We start from the raw sequence: 13,877 nt of genomic DNA, 5'->3' as shown, positions 1-13,877 counted from the left end.
ATCAGTTATTCTCAGCCTTCTTAACAACCTGAATGCTCAGTTCCGCCAGCGCGGCTTCGTTGGCAAAGCTTGGCGCTTCAGTCATCAGACACGCTGCAGCGGTGGTTTTCGGGAAGGCAATAACGTCACGAATGTTGTCAGTACCGGTCAGCAGCATCGTCAAGCGATCCAGACCAAACGCCAGGCCCGCATGCGGCGGTGTACCGTATTTTAGCGCATCCAGCAGGAAGCCGAATTTCTCGCGCTGTTCTTGCTCGTTAATGCCCAGAATACCGAATACGGTCTGCTGCATATCACCGTTGTGAATACGCACGGAACCACCGCCCACTTCATAGCCGTTGATGACCATATCGTACGCGTTGGCAACCGCGTCTTCCGGCGCAGCTTTCAGCTCAGCGGCAGTCATGTCTTTTGGCGCGGTGAACGGGTGGTGCATCGCGGTCAGCCCGCCTTCACCATCGTCTTCAAACATCGGGAAGTCGATAACCCACAGCGGCGCCCATTTGGCTTCGTCGGTAATGTTCAGGTCTTTGCCCAGTTTCAGACGCAGCGCGCCCATCGCGTCGGCCACCACTTTCTTGTTGTCGGCACCGAAGAAAATCATGTCGCCGTCTTGCGCACCGGTACGCTCCAGAATCGCGTCTACGATTTCTGCGTTCAGGAACTTAGCAACCGGGCTGGTGATGCCTTCCAGGCCTTTCGCACGCTCGGTGACTTTGATGTAAGCCAGACCTTTCGCGCCGTAAATCTTAATAAAGTTACCGTAATCGTCGATCTGCTTACGGCTTAAGCTCGCACCGCCCGGTACACGCAGGGCAGCCACGCGGCCTTTCGCATCGTTCGCCGGACCAGAGAACACGGCGAACTCAACGCCTTTCACCAGATCGGCAACGTCAACCAGTTCCATCGGGTTACGCAGGTCTGGTTTATCAGAACCGTAACGACGCTCGGCTTCGGCAAAGGTCATGATCGGGAAATCACCCAGATCCACACCTTTAACTTCCAGCCACAGGTTACGCACCAGCGCTTCCATCACTTCACGCACCTGCGGCGCGGTCATGAAGGAAGTCTCAACGTCGATCTGAGTAAATTCAGGCTGACGGTCAGCACGTAAGTCTTCATCACGGAAGCATTTTACGATCTGATAGTAGCGGTCAAAACCGGACATCATCAGCAACTGTTTAAACAGCTGAGGAGACTGCGGCAGCGCGTAGAACTTACCTTTATGAACACGAGAAGGAACCAGGTAATCGCGCGCGCCTTCCGGCGTAGCTTTGGTCAGCATCGGAGTTTCGATGTCGAGGAAGCCGTGATCGTCCATAAAACGACGCACCAGGCTGGTAATTTTGGCACGCGTTTTCAGGCGCTGCGCCATTTCAGGGCGACGCAGATCCAGGTAGCGATACTTCAGTCGCGCTTCTTCGGTGTTTACATGGTTAGAGTCCAGCGGCAGCGAGTCTGAACGGTTGATGATGGTCAGATCGGAGGCCAGCACTTCAATTTCGCCAGTCGCCATATCGGCGTTGACGTTTTTCGCGTCACGCGCACGCACGGTGCCCGTAACCTGGATACAGAACTCATTACGCAGTTCGGAGGCCAGCTTTAACGCATCCGCACGGTCCGGATCGAAAAATACCTGCACGATACCTTCGCGGTCGCGCATATCGATAAAGATCAGGCTACCAAGATCACGACGACGGTTGACCCAACCACACAGAGTCACCTGCTGCCCCTCGTGGGACAGACGTAGCTGTCCGCAATATTCTGTACGCATGAGATATCCCTTAACTTTGCCGCAGGCGGATTGTCACCTGTCTCGCAGGTGACGAAGTCGCAGCTTTAGCTGAATGTCACAACTGAATGAAAAAAGGCGGCTATTATACTGGAAATTCTGCCGCACGATAAGTCCGGTACTGACTGTACGCCTGTTTCCTGGACGGGCATTGCGTAATCTCACAAAAAATAACAAAAATTGTCGTCCCTTTCACACTGATTCGCGATTAAGGTGTAACGGAATTCTTTTTTACTGGAGTGATCATGCTGGAACTGAACGCAAAAACAACCGCTCTTGTTGTTATTGATCTACAGGAAGGTATCCTGCCTTTCGCTGGCGGCCCATACTCGGCAAACGACGTGGTTGCCCGCGCCGCGCAGTTGGCGGAAAAATTCCGTGCCCACGGTTCCCCGGTGGTAATGGTGCGCGTCGGCTGGTCTGACGATTATGCCGAAGCGCTGAAACAGCCAGTTGATGCTCACGCTCCGGCCAAAGCGTTACCCGAAAACTGGTGGAATTACCCGAGCGCTCTGGGTAAATGCGCCAGCGACCTCGAAGTGACCAAACGCCAGTGGGGGGCTTTCTACGGCACCGATCTGGAATTACAACTGCGTCGTCGGGGCATCGAGACCATCGTCCTGTGCGGCATTTCCACAAATATTGGCGTGGAGTCAACGGCGCGAAATGCGTGGGAGCTGGGTTTTAATCTGATCGTTGCAGAAAACGCCTGTAGTGCCGCCAGCGCTGAGCAACATCAGGGCAGCATGACGCATATTTTCCCGCGTATCGCACGCGTACGCAGCGTGGACGAGATCCTGCAAGCGCTATGATTTATATCGGTTTACCCCAGTGGGCGCATCCCAAATGGGTGCGTCTGGGGATCACCAGCCTTGAAGAGTATGCCCGCCACTTTAACTGTGTGGAGGGCAATACCACGCTGTACGCGCTGCCAAAAGCCGACATTGTGACCCGCTGGCATGCGCAGACTACCGATGCGTTTCGATTTTGTTTTAAGTTTCCGGCCACCATTTCGCATCAGGCCGCGCTGCGTAATTGCGATGACCTGGTACACGAGTTTTTCACGCGCATGTCGCCACTTGAATCACGCATTGGGCAATACTGGCTGCAATTACCCGCAACTTTTGGCCCGCACGACCTGCCAGCCTTGTGGCAGTTTCTCGATGCGCTCCCCAAATCCTTTACCTACGGTGTGGAAGTTCGCCATCCGGACTTCTTTGCCAAAGGCGAAACAGAGCAACGATTCAATCGAGGCCTACATGAGCGCAGGGTAAATCGGGTGATTCTGGACAGTCGACCGGTACATGCCGCAATACCACATACTGAAGCGATACGTGACGCCCAGCGCAAGAAGCCAAAGGTTCCGGTGCATGCAGTGGTGACGGCAAACCATCCGATGGTACGCTTTATCGGCAGCGATAATATGGCACAAAACAGCGCGCTTTTTGCCGTCTGGCTGACCAAGCTGTCGCAATGGCAACAAACCACAACGCCGTATCTGTTTTTACATACCCCGGATATCGCGCAGGCCCCGGAGCTTGTCGATACGCTATGGGCAAATTTACGCAGCGCCCTGCCAGAGATCGGATCAGCGCCGTCTATTCCACAGCAATCTTCTCTTTTCTGAAAATGCCACCTATCATAGTCAATGCCATCAGCCATTTTAAAAGGGAGTTTGTATGGTAAGCGCGCTTTATGCCGTATTGGGTGCGTTATTGTTAATTAAGTTCTCCTTTGACGTCGTTCGCCTGCGCATGCAATACCGCGTTGCATATGGTGACGGAGGTTTTAGCGAACTACAAAGCGCTATCCGCATTCACGGTAATGCGGTGGAATATATTCCCGTCGCATTGGTGCTGCTGTTATTTATGGAAATGAACGGCGCTGAAACGTGGATGGTGCATATTTGCGGGCTGATTTTGATTGCCGGACGACTGATGCATTATTACGGATTCCACCACCGGCTTTTCCGCTGGCGCCGTTCAGGCATGAGCGCGACCTGGTGTTCGCTGTTGCTAATGGTGCTGGCGAATCTTTGGTATATGCCCTGGGAGTTGGTTTTCTCCCTGCATTAGCGCACAATACGCCACTTTATTTTTCCCGGATTTTTACGTTATGTCTCACCGCGACACGCTTTTTTCTGCGCCTATCGCCAGTCTGGGTGACTGGACCTTTGATGAACGGGTAGCTGAAGTCTTCCCGGATATGATCCAGCGATCCGTTCCTGGCTATTCCAATATCATTTCTATGATTGGGATGTTGGCCGAACGTTTCGTACAACCCAACACACAGGTCTACGATCTGGGCTGTTCTCTGGGCGCGGCGACGCTCTCGGTGCGTCGCAATATTCATCACGAGAATTGCAAAATTATTGCCGTTGATAACTCCCCGGCTATGGTTGAGCGCTGCCGCCGTCATATTGACGCCTATAAAGCGCCGACACCGGTTGACGTTGTCGAAGGCGATATTCGCAACATTACTATCGAAAACGCCTCGATGGTGGTGCTGAATTTTACCCTGCAATTCCTTGAGCCACCTGAGCGCCAGGCATTGTTGGATAAGATTTATCAGGGGCTGAACCCCGGCGGCGCGCTGGTACTGTCTGAAAAATTCAGTTTCGAAGACGCTAACGTTGGCGAGCTGCTGTTCAACATGCACCACGATTTCAAACGGGCAAATGGCTATAGCGAGCTGGAAATCAGCCAAAAGCGCAGCATGCTGGAGAACGTGATGCTGACCGACTCGGTCGAAACGCACAAAGCGAGACTGCATCAGGCGGGCTTTGAACACAGCGAATTGTGGTTCCAGTGCTTTAACTTTGGTTCTCTGGTGGCACTGAAAGCTGAGGTTAGCGCATGATCGACTTTGGTAACTTTTATCAACTGATTGCCAAAAATCACCTTTCCCATTGGCTGGAAACGCTCCCGGCGCAAATCGCGACCTGGCAGCGCGATCAGCACGGCTTGTTTAAGCAGTGGTCAAATGCCGTCGAGTTTCTGCCCGAGCTGACGCCGCATCGCCTGGACTTACTGCATAGCGTTACCGCCGAAAGCGATGAGCCGCTCAGCGACGGTCAGCTCAAACGTATCGACACCCTGATGCGTAACCTGATGCCATGGCGTAAAGGGCCGTACTCGTTGTACGGCGTCAATATAGATACCGAGTGGCGCTCGGACTGGAAATGGGATCGCGTTCTGCCGCACTTGTCTGACCTCACCGGGCGCACCATTCTTGATGTCGGCTGCGGGAGTGGATATCACATGTGGCGCATGATTGGCGCGGGGGCGCATCTGGCGGTTGGCATCGATCCTACCCAACTGTTTCTGTGCCAGTTTGAGGCAGTGCGTAAACTGCTGGGCAATGACCAGCGCGCTCACCTGCTGCCGCTGGGTATTGAGCAGCTTCCGGCGCTCAACGCCTTTGATACCGTATTCTCCATGGGAGTGCTTTATCACCGCCGTTCACCGCTGGAACACCTGTGGCAGTTGAAGGATCAACTGGTGAAAGATGGCGAACTGGTACTGGAAACGCTGGTCGTCGAAGGTGATGAAAATACCGTACTGGTGCCGGGCGATCGCTACGCGCAGATGCGTAACGTTTACTTTATTCCTTCTGCGCTGGCGTTAAAAAACTGGCTGGAAAAATGTGGGTTTGTTGATGTGCGCATTGCTGATGTCTGCGTCACCACCACCGAAGAGCAGCGCCGCACCGAGTGGATGATAACCGAATCACTGGCCGACTTCCTCGACCCGAACGATCACAGCAAAACGGTGGAAGGCTACCCGGCCCCATTACGCGCGGTATTGATTGCACGTAAGCCGTAATCATTTTTGCCTGATAGCACTCTTTCTGCAAAATAGTTCAACTTGCAGCAAGGCAGACAGCTCCGTTGCGGCTTGAAATATGCAGGATAAAAAAAGGCCCCTGTTGAAATTGCAGGGGCCTGGTACGAGCAAGCATCATATTGGGCGACATGATGCAACGGTAAAAATCAGTTGGCCTGGTGGTGTGCAATGATTGCTTTCATTTCCGCAACCGCCGCCCCGTCTACCGCATAGCGTGAATACTCATCCGCCTGTGCATCCGAAGACATCGACAACCCCGAATTGCGATAACGCATGGGGGAAGCCAACCATACTCCGGCAGAACTGTGGACTTCCTGCACTCCAGCATCAAGGAACAGGGACAAATTCGAGGCGCGAACCCCCGCTCCGGCCATAATGATTGGAGCATCCCCCTGCGCAATAAGTTCCATAATTTTTGTTAAACCTTGCGCCGCATCTGATTTTTGCCCGGAAGTCAGCACTCTGGCGATGCCCAAATCAGCTAATTTTTTTAGCGCATTGAGTGGGTTAGCGCACATGTCAAAGGCCCGATGAAAAGTGACGTGCAGCGGTCCCGCCGCGATCATTATTTTCTCCATGCGCGGCATATCGACATTACCGTCTGCATCTAAAATGCCGGTTACCAACCCTGAGAACCCCAGATCTCTTACCATTGCAATATCATCCAGCATTGCAGCGAATTCACCGTCGGTGTAACAAAAGTCGCCCCCGCGCGGGCGAATAATGGGATTGACCGGAATCGAGATATGCTGGCGAACCGAACGCAAGACGCCCAGGGACGGCGTTAAGCCCCCCTCTTTGGGCGCCGAGCAAAGCTCAATGCGATCCGCGCCGTTTTGCTGCGCCATGCGCGCGCACTCCATGCTGTAACAGCAGATTTCCAGTAATGCCATACTCACTCCTGACGTTCGCTTGCCACAATGGCTTCAATCGACCATGGATGGAATTTTATCGTCACGCTGCCATCGCTGACCGCCAGCGTTGGATTCGGTAAACGCTCGCGCTCGCCTTTTGGCGAACTGGTTTTTACAAATATACCCGGCTGGCTCAGCCCGTGATCTGAAAGCAGCGCCAGCGCTCGTGCATTCAGCGTCTCCACCTCACCCGGCAGAACAATTTCAACATGCTCCCAGCCTTCATGCGGATAACGCTTTTCGCCCGGCCACGGCAGTTCTACGATAGTAAATTGCCAGTGTTGCACACAAACTGGCTCATCGAGTTTGAACAAGCAAATCGGTCGGCCATTGATGATATTTTCTGACAGCAATTCGCCGCACTGTTCAAACCCACGACGCCAGCGCTCTGCGGTGGTATTTTGATGACAACGCAGAGAAATGTGATCGGCTTCAAGCGATGAGATATCCAGCCCAAGGCGAGTGGAAAGATCCGTTAACGCCTGAATGAAATGCGGTAAATCTGCGGAAATATCATGCAGTTCTGCAACTGTTTGCCAGTTCGCCATAATGAAAGCTCATATCCATATTCAAAGCCGCTAATTTACCCTGTTGCGCAGCCCCAACCAACTGCTGATTTTCTTAAGCGCAATATGAATAATTATACGTAATGACAATGTTTATATTTCAGGCTGCTGGCGATACTCGCAATGCTGACGGCAACGGGCATTTGCAGTATACTCCCGCCCTTAATTCTTAAACTGGTGCGGTGCATTTTAAGCCGCTTCATATAATGTAAGGTATTCCGGTGAATATTCAGGCTCTTCTCTCAGAAAAAGTCAGTCAGGCCATGATTGCTGCAGGCGCGCCTGCAGATTGCGAACCGCAGGTTCGTCAGTCAGCAAAAGTACAGTTCGGCGACTATCAGGCTAACGGCATGATGGCTGTCGCTAAAAAACTGGGTATGGCGCCGCGACAACTGGCTGAGCAGGTGCTGACTCATTTGGATCTCAACGGGATCGCCAGCAAAGTTGAAATTGCAGGCCCGGGCTTTATCAATATTTTTCTCGATCCGGCATTTCTGGCGCAGCACGTTCAGCAGGCGCTGGCTTCCGATCGTCTGGGCGTCACCCAACCGGCTAAACAAACCGTTGTGGTTGATTACTCCGCACCTAACGTAGCGAAAGAGATGCACGTTGGTCACCTGCGTTCCACCATCATCGGTGACGCTGCGGTGCGTACGCTGGAGTTCCTCGGTCACAATGTTATCCGCGCCAACCACGTCGGCGACTGGGGTACTCAGTTCGGTATGCTCATCGCATGGCTGGAAAAACAGCAGCAGGAAAATGCTGGCGAGATGGCGCTGGCTGACCTTGAAGGTTTCTACCGTGATGCGAAAAAACATTACGACGAAGATGAAGCCTTCGCGGAACGTGCCCGGAGTTATGTCGTGAAGCTGCAAGGCGGCGACGAGTACTTCCGTGAGATGTGGCGCAAACTGGTCGACATCACCATGTCGCAAAACCAGTTAACCTACGATCGCCTGAACGTCACCCTGACCCGTGACGACGTCATGGGTGAAAGCCTGTACAACCCGATGCTGCCTGGCATCGTGGCCGATCTCAAAGCTAAAGGCCTGGCTGTTGAAAGCGAAGGCGCTACCGTCGTATTCCTTGATGAGTATAAGAACAAGGAAGGTGAACCGATGGGCGTAATCATTCAGAAGAAAGATGGCGGCTATCTCTACACCACGACCGATATCGCCTGCGCCAAGTACCGTTATGAAACGCTGCATGCCGACCGCGTACTTTATTACATCGACTCCCGTCAGCATCAGCACTTAATGCAAGCCTGGACCATCGTGCGTAAAGCCGGTTATGTGCCGGATTCTGTGCCGCTGGAACACCACATGTTCGGTATGATGCTGGGTAAAGACGGCAAGCCGTTCAAAACCCGTGCGGGTGGCACGGTTAAACTGGCCGATCTGCTGGATGAAGCGCTGGAACGCGCACGCCGTCTGGTAGCGGAGAAGAACCCGGACATGCCTGCCGACGAGCTGGAAAAACTGGCGAATGCGGTCGGTATCGGCGCGGTGAAATATGCCGATCTGTCCAAAAACCGTACCACCGACTACATCTTCGACTGGGACAATATGCTGGCGTTCGAAGGGAACACTGCGCCGTATATGCAGTACGCCTACACCCGCGTACTGTCCGTGTTCCGTAAAGCCGATATCGACGAAAGCGCGCTGGCAAATGCGCAGGTGATTATCAGTGAAGATCGCGAGGCTCAACTGGCTGCGCGTCTGCTGCAGTTTGAAGAAACGCTGACCGTTGTTGCACGTGAAGGTACGCCGCACGTGATGTGTGCTTACCTGTACGACGTTGCCGGTCTGTTCTCCGGCTTCTACGAGCACTGCCCTATCCTCAGCGCTGAAAACGAAGAGATTCGTAACAGCCGCCTGAAACTGGCACAGTTGACGGCGAAAACCCTGAAGCTGGGTCTGGATACGCTGGGTATCGAAACCGTAGAACGTATGTAAATCAGCTCACCTATCAGGCCTGACTCCGAAATTCGGACTCAGGCCTTTTTTATTTCTGTAACAGGCCATCTGTAACAACTCACAAGGAATGACACATTTCCGTAGAGATATGGAACATTTTTTGCCTGTCATCCCGTTTAAGCCTCCGTATCATGAGGCGGCGAATTAATCGGGTACGGGTCAATGACATTCAGAGATTTTGAGGCGGAGGAAAAACTCTTCCAGCGGCGTGTATTGGTGGCCTTTGTCCTGGTGGTCATCTGCTTTGGCATCCTGATTTACAATCTCTACAACTTACAAATCTGTCAGCACCAGTATTACACCACCCGCTCAAATGCAAACGACATCAAAATGCTGCCCGTGGCCCCGACGCGTGGCATGATTTACGATCGCAACGGCATCCCGCTGGTGCGCAACGTAACCTGGTACGACATTTCCGTTACGCCTTATAAAATCAGTGATATGAATGCCCTGATCAGGCAGCTCACGCCTATCATTGACCTCACTCCTGATGACATTGACCAGTTTCGCCATGCGCTGAAAGCCAGCAGCCGCTATCGCCCGGTCGTGCTAAAAAATGCGCTGACCGATGTGGAAATCGCCCGCTTCTCGGTTAACCAGTTTCATTTCAGCGGCGTCAATATCAATAGCTATGAAGACCGCCAGTACCCTTATGGCGCAGCGCTGGCGCATGTCCTTGGCTATGTGTCAAAAATCAATGACAACGACCTGAAAGCGCTGGATCAAAAAGGCCTGACCGAGAACTACGCCGCCGATCACAACATCGGTAAGCAGGGTATTGAGCACTACTATGAAAATGAACTGCATGGGAAAACCGGTTATCAGGAGGTCGAAGTTGATAACCACGGACGCATCGTACGCCTGATCAAAGATGTGCCGCCCGTTGCCGGAAAAGATATCCACCTGACGCTGGACCTCCATTTACAGCAATATATTGAGAGTCTGTTGGTGGGCCAGCGGGCCGCCGTTTTGGTTGAGGATCCGCATGACGGTTCCGTGCTGGCAATGGTTTCGAACCCCAGCTATGACCCCAATCCATTTGTCAAAGGTATCAGCTATCAGGACTATAACAAGCTGCTTCAGGATAAGGACCTGCCGTTAATCAACCGCGTCACGCAGGGGTTGTATCCTCCCGCCTCCACGGTCAAACCGTATATGGCGATGTCAGCATTACTGGACGGCGTGATCACGCCGCAGACCCGTTTCTTCGGCGCCCCCACCTGGACGCTCCCCGGCACGGAGCGACATTACCGTGACTGGAAAAAAACGGGCCACGGTATGCTGGATGTCACTAAAGCAATTGAAGAATCTGCCGACACATTCTTTTATCAGGTGGCGTATATGATGGGGATCGACCGTATTAACAGCATGCTCAGCCAGTTTGGCTATGGTAAGCCGACCGGCATCGATCTTGGTGAGGAGTATAACGGCCTGCTCCCGAGCCGCGAATGGAAGCAGAAAGTGCATAAAAAAGCCTGGTATCAGGGAGATACCATTTCGGTTGGCATCGGCCAGGGATACTGGATTGCCACGCCGATCCAGATGGTAAAAGCCATGGTCGCGCTGATTAACAATGGCAAGGTTATCGCCCCTCACCTGCTACGTGATGAAGAGAGCGGAAAAGTCATCACGCCGTATCAGGCTCCCGAAGCACCGTCACAAATTGCCTCTGCTTCGTCCCCCTACTGGGGGCTGGTGCGTCAAGCGATGTTCGGCATGGCGAATGAGCCAAACGGTACCGGTTATAAGTTCTTTCACACCGCGCCTTACGGCATTGCAGCGAAAAGTGGCACATCACAGGTCTTTAGCCTGAAAGAAAATCAGACCTACGATGCGAAAATGATCCCCGTGCGTCTGCGCGACCACGTGTTCTATACCGCATTTGCGCCATATAAGAACCCAAAAGTCGCCATAGCGTTAATTCTGGAAAACGGCGGCAGCGATGGCGTCACCGCCGCACCAGTCATGCGTCAAATCATGGATCATCTGTTTGCTGCGCAGGGCAACGATGCACAAGCGGGTCCGATAGCCGCAACGCCATCGGACACCGATATCAAAAATACTTACGCAAGTATTCGGTAAGGCACAGCATCGCCATCGCCTGACCGTAAGGCATGGAGGTCCGGGGGATGTTGCGGTAGAAATCGAGATTGTGGCCCATCCCGGTACCAAACGAGGTATGCAGCAATTCACCTTCCGGAGAAATATGTTGCACAATGCCTCTGATGGCTTTTTCGGCAACTGGCGCATAGTCTTGTCCGACATAGCGTTTACGTACCGCTTTGAGGATCCCATAGGCAAATCCGGCGGTTGCCGAGGCTTCCAGATACGACTGCGGGTCGTCCAGCAAGGTGTGCCACAGTCCGCTTTCATCCTGGCACTTCGCCAGCGCCGCGATTTGCGCGTTCAAAACCTGCACCAGATAGCGGTGCACTGCATTGTTTTCCGGCAAATCAAGTAATTCGAGGAAATCCGGGATGACTATAGTTAACCAGCTGTTGCCACGCGCCCAGCGAGCGTTGGCGAAGTTATGCTGTCCTTCATAGCTCCAGCCGTGGAACCACAGCCCCGTTTCTTTATCCATCAGGTTTTGCACGTGCAGCAGGAACTGATAGGTTGCCTCTTCAATATACTCGGGACGGTTGAGCAACTTGCCAATCTTCGCCAGCGGTAAGACCGTCATCATCAACGTGTCATCCCACATCTGCTGGTGATTTTCTTCCGCCAGCGTAATGTGCTGCATACCGCCGAATTGGGTACGCGGCATGTCATGCATTGCCCACTCAGCCCAGCTGTCGAGCCACGGCAGATACGCGGGATTACGCGTCTCTTCATAGCGATATGCCAGCGTTAAAAACGGCGCCATGGTGTTGACGTTTTTGGTCGTTGCACCTTCCGCAAAGCGATCGGCAAACCAGCTGTCGATAATATCGCGCATCGTGGCATCGCCGGTTTGCTGATAATACTGATACATCCCGTACAACCCGATGCCGTGCGTCCACTCCCATCCCGCCCAGCCTTTGGTATCAATAACGCGTCCGTCATCCAGACGTAGCAAGAACTCGCCGGTCTCATCATGAATATTGACCAGGTTATGCGTCACCTTTTTGATCAACGCTTTTAATTCATCCCTGGCAATAAAATGTTCTGGCTGGCGCAACAATGGGCTGTGTTTAACCGGATAAACAATCATTTACTTAACCTCTGTCAATGTCGAATTCAATACAGCACCCTTTTCCAGTTTCGGTGCCGCTGGTTTATTACGATTCAGGTAACCAATATTGTTGTTACCCCAAAGTGATTCATAAGGCATGCCCGATAGCATCTCTACGGTCGCGCGTCCTTTAGCGGAAAGTCCTTCCAGCACGGGTTGCCCGGACTCACGCATTTTTGCTGTCTCTTCGCGCAGGGTGCTGTGCGTTTGCAGGTTCAGTTTGAAGCGCAAGGAAACCAGGAAACCCAGCGCCAGAACAATCAGCGTTCCGCAGCTCAGAATTAACAGGATGGTATGGCTGACCGCCGCGGGTTGTGCGCTCTGACCGGAGACAAAACCAGACAACTGCATCACAATCCCCACCAGCATCACCGCTCCCGCCTGCGACGCTTTACGCGTTAACGTCATAATGCCGGCGAAGATCCCTTCCCGACGCTGACCGGTGATCACTTCGTCAACGTCGGCAATATAGGTGTAGATATTCCAGGGAACGTAGTTGATACCACCGCGTCCTAAACCCGCAACGGCGGAAACCAATAGCAACAGAGAATAAACATCGCTTAATCCGGCGTAATACAGCCCCGCATAGGAGAGTGAACTGAGGCCAAACAGGACGACCACCATGCGATAAGACGGCGCAGGTCCGAAACGGATGCACAATGGGATCATGGCGATAACGGCAATAAACTGGAAGATAGCCATCGTACCCAGCAGGTTTGACGCCATTGATGCTTCCTGCATCAGCACAAACACCACATAGTAAGTAAAGACGGCGTTAAAGACGTCCTGGGCAATATAGCCGCCAAGATACATTCCTAAATGCTGGCGAAAGATACGGATGCGCAGTGTTGAACTCAGTTCCACAAATAAACGGTTCATACTCTGACTCAAGGTCAGGCTTTTCTTCTCTTCTTCGGCTCGCAGCGCCGCCTCAGTCCACTCTTCCCGTGGGCGTTCCCAGGTAAAGAACCAGACGAAGGTCAGCATCAGTGCACACAGCACAGAAAACACCAGGCTGGCGTAGAAAAAAGAGACGGGGTTGTCCTTGCCAAACAGCGTCAGCAGAACGCCAGGTAAGAATGAGGCCAGAATGGCAGACATTTGCGCCATCGAAATGCGCGCGCCGGAGAATTTGGTTTTCTGTTTAAAGTCATCGGTCATTTCGGGTACCAGCGTTTCGTAAGGCACCAGAATCATGGTGTAGACCACGTCAAAAATCAGATAGGTGAGCAGGTAGTACCAGAACCCCATATCACCCACCCACATTAGTGAGTAGCTAAAGACACAGGGTATCCCCAACAGAATAAAAAACTTGCGTCGCCCAAAGCGTTTGCCGAGCCAGGTGGAGCCAAAGTTATCGGTTAAAAAACCCATTAATGGGCTAACAACGGCATCCAACACCCTGGCGGTAGCGAAGATAAAGGTTGCTTCGATTGGCGTCAGGCCACAGAACGTCGTGTAAAAATAGAGTAGCCAGGCCGCGGTTAACGCCGTGGTGCCTGCGCCTAAAAAATCCCCCGAACCGTAGGCAAAATAGTTAACCAACCCAATTTTACGTGTATTCATTGCC

General features: G+C 52.8%; 12 protein-coding genes. 7 read left to right on the top strand and 5 right to left on the bottom strand.

The window, feature by feature from the left end:
- Window position 1 precedes the first annotated feature (1 nt).
- A complete protein-coding gene (gene aspS, locus HVZ52_RS09500; protein WP_016153415.1) occupies window positions 2–1,774 on the bottom strand; it encodes an aspartate--tRNA ligase in 1,773 nt (590 codons plus the stop codon).
- A gap of 263 nt (window positions 1,775–2,037) precedes the next feature.
- Here aspS and HVZ52_RS09495 point away from each other — a divergent pair, with 263 nt between their 5' ends.
- From HVZ52_RS09495 to cmoB, 5 genes are read left to right on the top strand one after another with little or no spacing between them, the layout of a single operon-like run.
- Complete coding sequence (locus tag HVZ52_RS09495; protein WP_016156803.1) at window positions 2,038–2,604, top strand: hydrolase; 567 nt, start codon at window positions 2,038–2,040, stop codon at window positions 2,602–2,604.
- Window positions 2,601–3,419: a DUF72 domain-containing protein gene (locus HVZ52_RS09490; protein ID WP_181599176.1), complete on the top strand. Its 819-nt coding sequence runs from the start codon at window positions 2,601–2,603 to the stop codon at window positions 3,417–3,419. Before HVZ52_RS09495 ends, HVZ52_RS09490 begins: the two co-directional genes overlap by 4 nt.
- Before the next feature lie 52 nt (window positions 3,420–3,471).
- Entirely contained in the window at window positions 3,472–3,867 is a 396-nt protein-coding gene (locus tag HVZ52_RS09485) for an MAPEG family protein (protein WP_016153418.1), read from the top strand.
- Window positions 3,868–3,907: 40 nt separating this feature from the next.
- Complete coding sequence (gene cmoA, locus HVZ52_RS09480) at window positions 3,908–4,651, top strand: carboxy-S-adenosyl-L-methionine synthase CmoA (RefSeq protein WP_016153419.1); 744 nt, start codon at window positions 3,908–3,910, stop codon at window positions 4,649–4,651.
- The gene (cmoB, locus tag HVZ52_RS09475) at window positions 4,648–5,616 is read left to right on the top strand and encodes a tRNA 5-methoxyuridine(34)/uridine 5-oxyacetic acid(34) synthase CmoB (protein WP_016153420.1); all 969 of its coding nucleotides are present in this window, start codon (window positions 4,648–4,650) and stop codon (window positions 5,614–5,616) included. Before cmoA ends, cmoB begins: the two co-directional genes overlap by 4 nt.
- A 167-nt stretch (window positions 5,617–5,783) precedes the next feature.
- Here cmoB and cutC read toward each other — a convergent pair whose 3' ends face one another.
- A complete protein-coding gene (gene cutC / locus HVZ52_RS09470) occupies window positions 5,784–6,530 on the bottom strand; it encodes a copper homeostasis protein CutC (RefSeq protein ID WP_181599175.1) in 747 nt (248 codons plus the stop codon).
- A 2-nt stretch (window positions 6,531–6,532) separates the two neighbouring features.
- Complete coding sequence (locus HVZ52_RS09465) at window positions 6,533–7,099, bottom strand: VOC family protein (RefSeq protein WP_016153422.1); 567 nt, start codon at window positions 7,097–7,099, stop codon at window positions 6,533–6,535.
- A gap of 239 nt (window positions 7,100–7,338) precedes the next feature.
- Between HVZ52_RS09465 and argS the strand changes: the two genes are divergently transcribed.
- Together argS and mrdA are read left to right on the top strand one after the other, a co-directional pair.
- Window positions 7,339–9,072 (top strand): arginine--tRNA ligase, encoded by a 1,734-nt coding sequence (argS, locus tag HVZ52_RS09460; RefSeq protein ID WP_016153423.1) that lies wholly within the window; start codon window positions 7,339–7,341, stop codon window positions 9,070–9,072.
- Window positions 9,073–9,255: 183 nt separating this feature from the next.
- Window positions 9,256–11,175, top strand: a complete 1,920-nt coding sequence (gene mrdA / locus HVZ52_RS09455) for a penicillin-binding protein 2 (protein ID WP_181599174.1) — start codon at window positions 9,256–9,258, stop codon at window positions 11,173–11,175.
- Here the strand turns inward: mrdA and HVZ52_RS09450 are convergent.
- Together HVZ52_RS09450 and HVZ52_RS09445 are read right to left on the bottom strand one after the other, a co-directional pair.
- Window positions 11,147–12,286 (bottom strand): glycoside hydrolase family 105 protein, encoded by a 1,140-nt coding sequence (locus HVZ52_RS09450; RefSeq protein WP_065554703.1) that lies wholly within the window; start codon window positions 12,284–12,286, stop codon window positions 11,147–11,149. The two genes, mrdA and HVZ52_RS09450, sit on opposite strands and share 29 nt — an antisense overlap.
- Window positions 12,287–13,873: an MFS transporter gene (locus HVZ52_RS09445; protein ID WP_016153426.1), complete on the bottom strand. Its 1,587-nt coding sequence runs from the start codon at window positions 13,871–13,873 to the stop codon at window positions 12,287–12,289.
- Between the last annotated feature and the right edge of the window lie 4 nt (window positions 13,874–13,877).

The sequence above is a fragment of the Citrobacter sp. RHB36-C18 genome (assembly GCF_013814485.1).
Taxonomy (GTDB): Bacteria; Pseudomonadota; Gammaproteobacteria; order Enterobacterales; family Enterobacteriaceae; genus Citrobacter; species Citrobacter braakii.
This window is presented reverse-complemented; position numbering and strand designations above follow the sequence as displayed.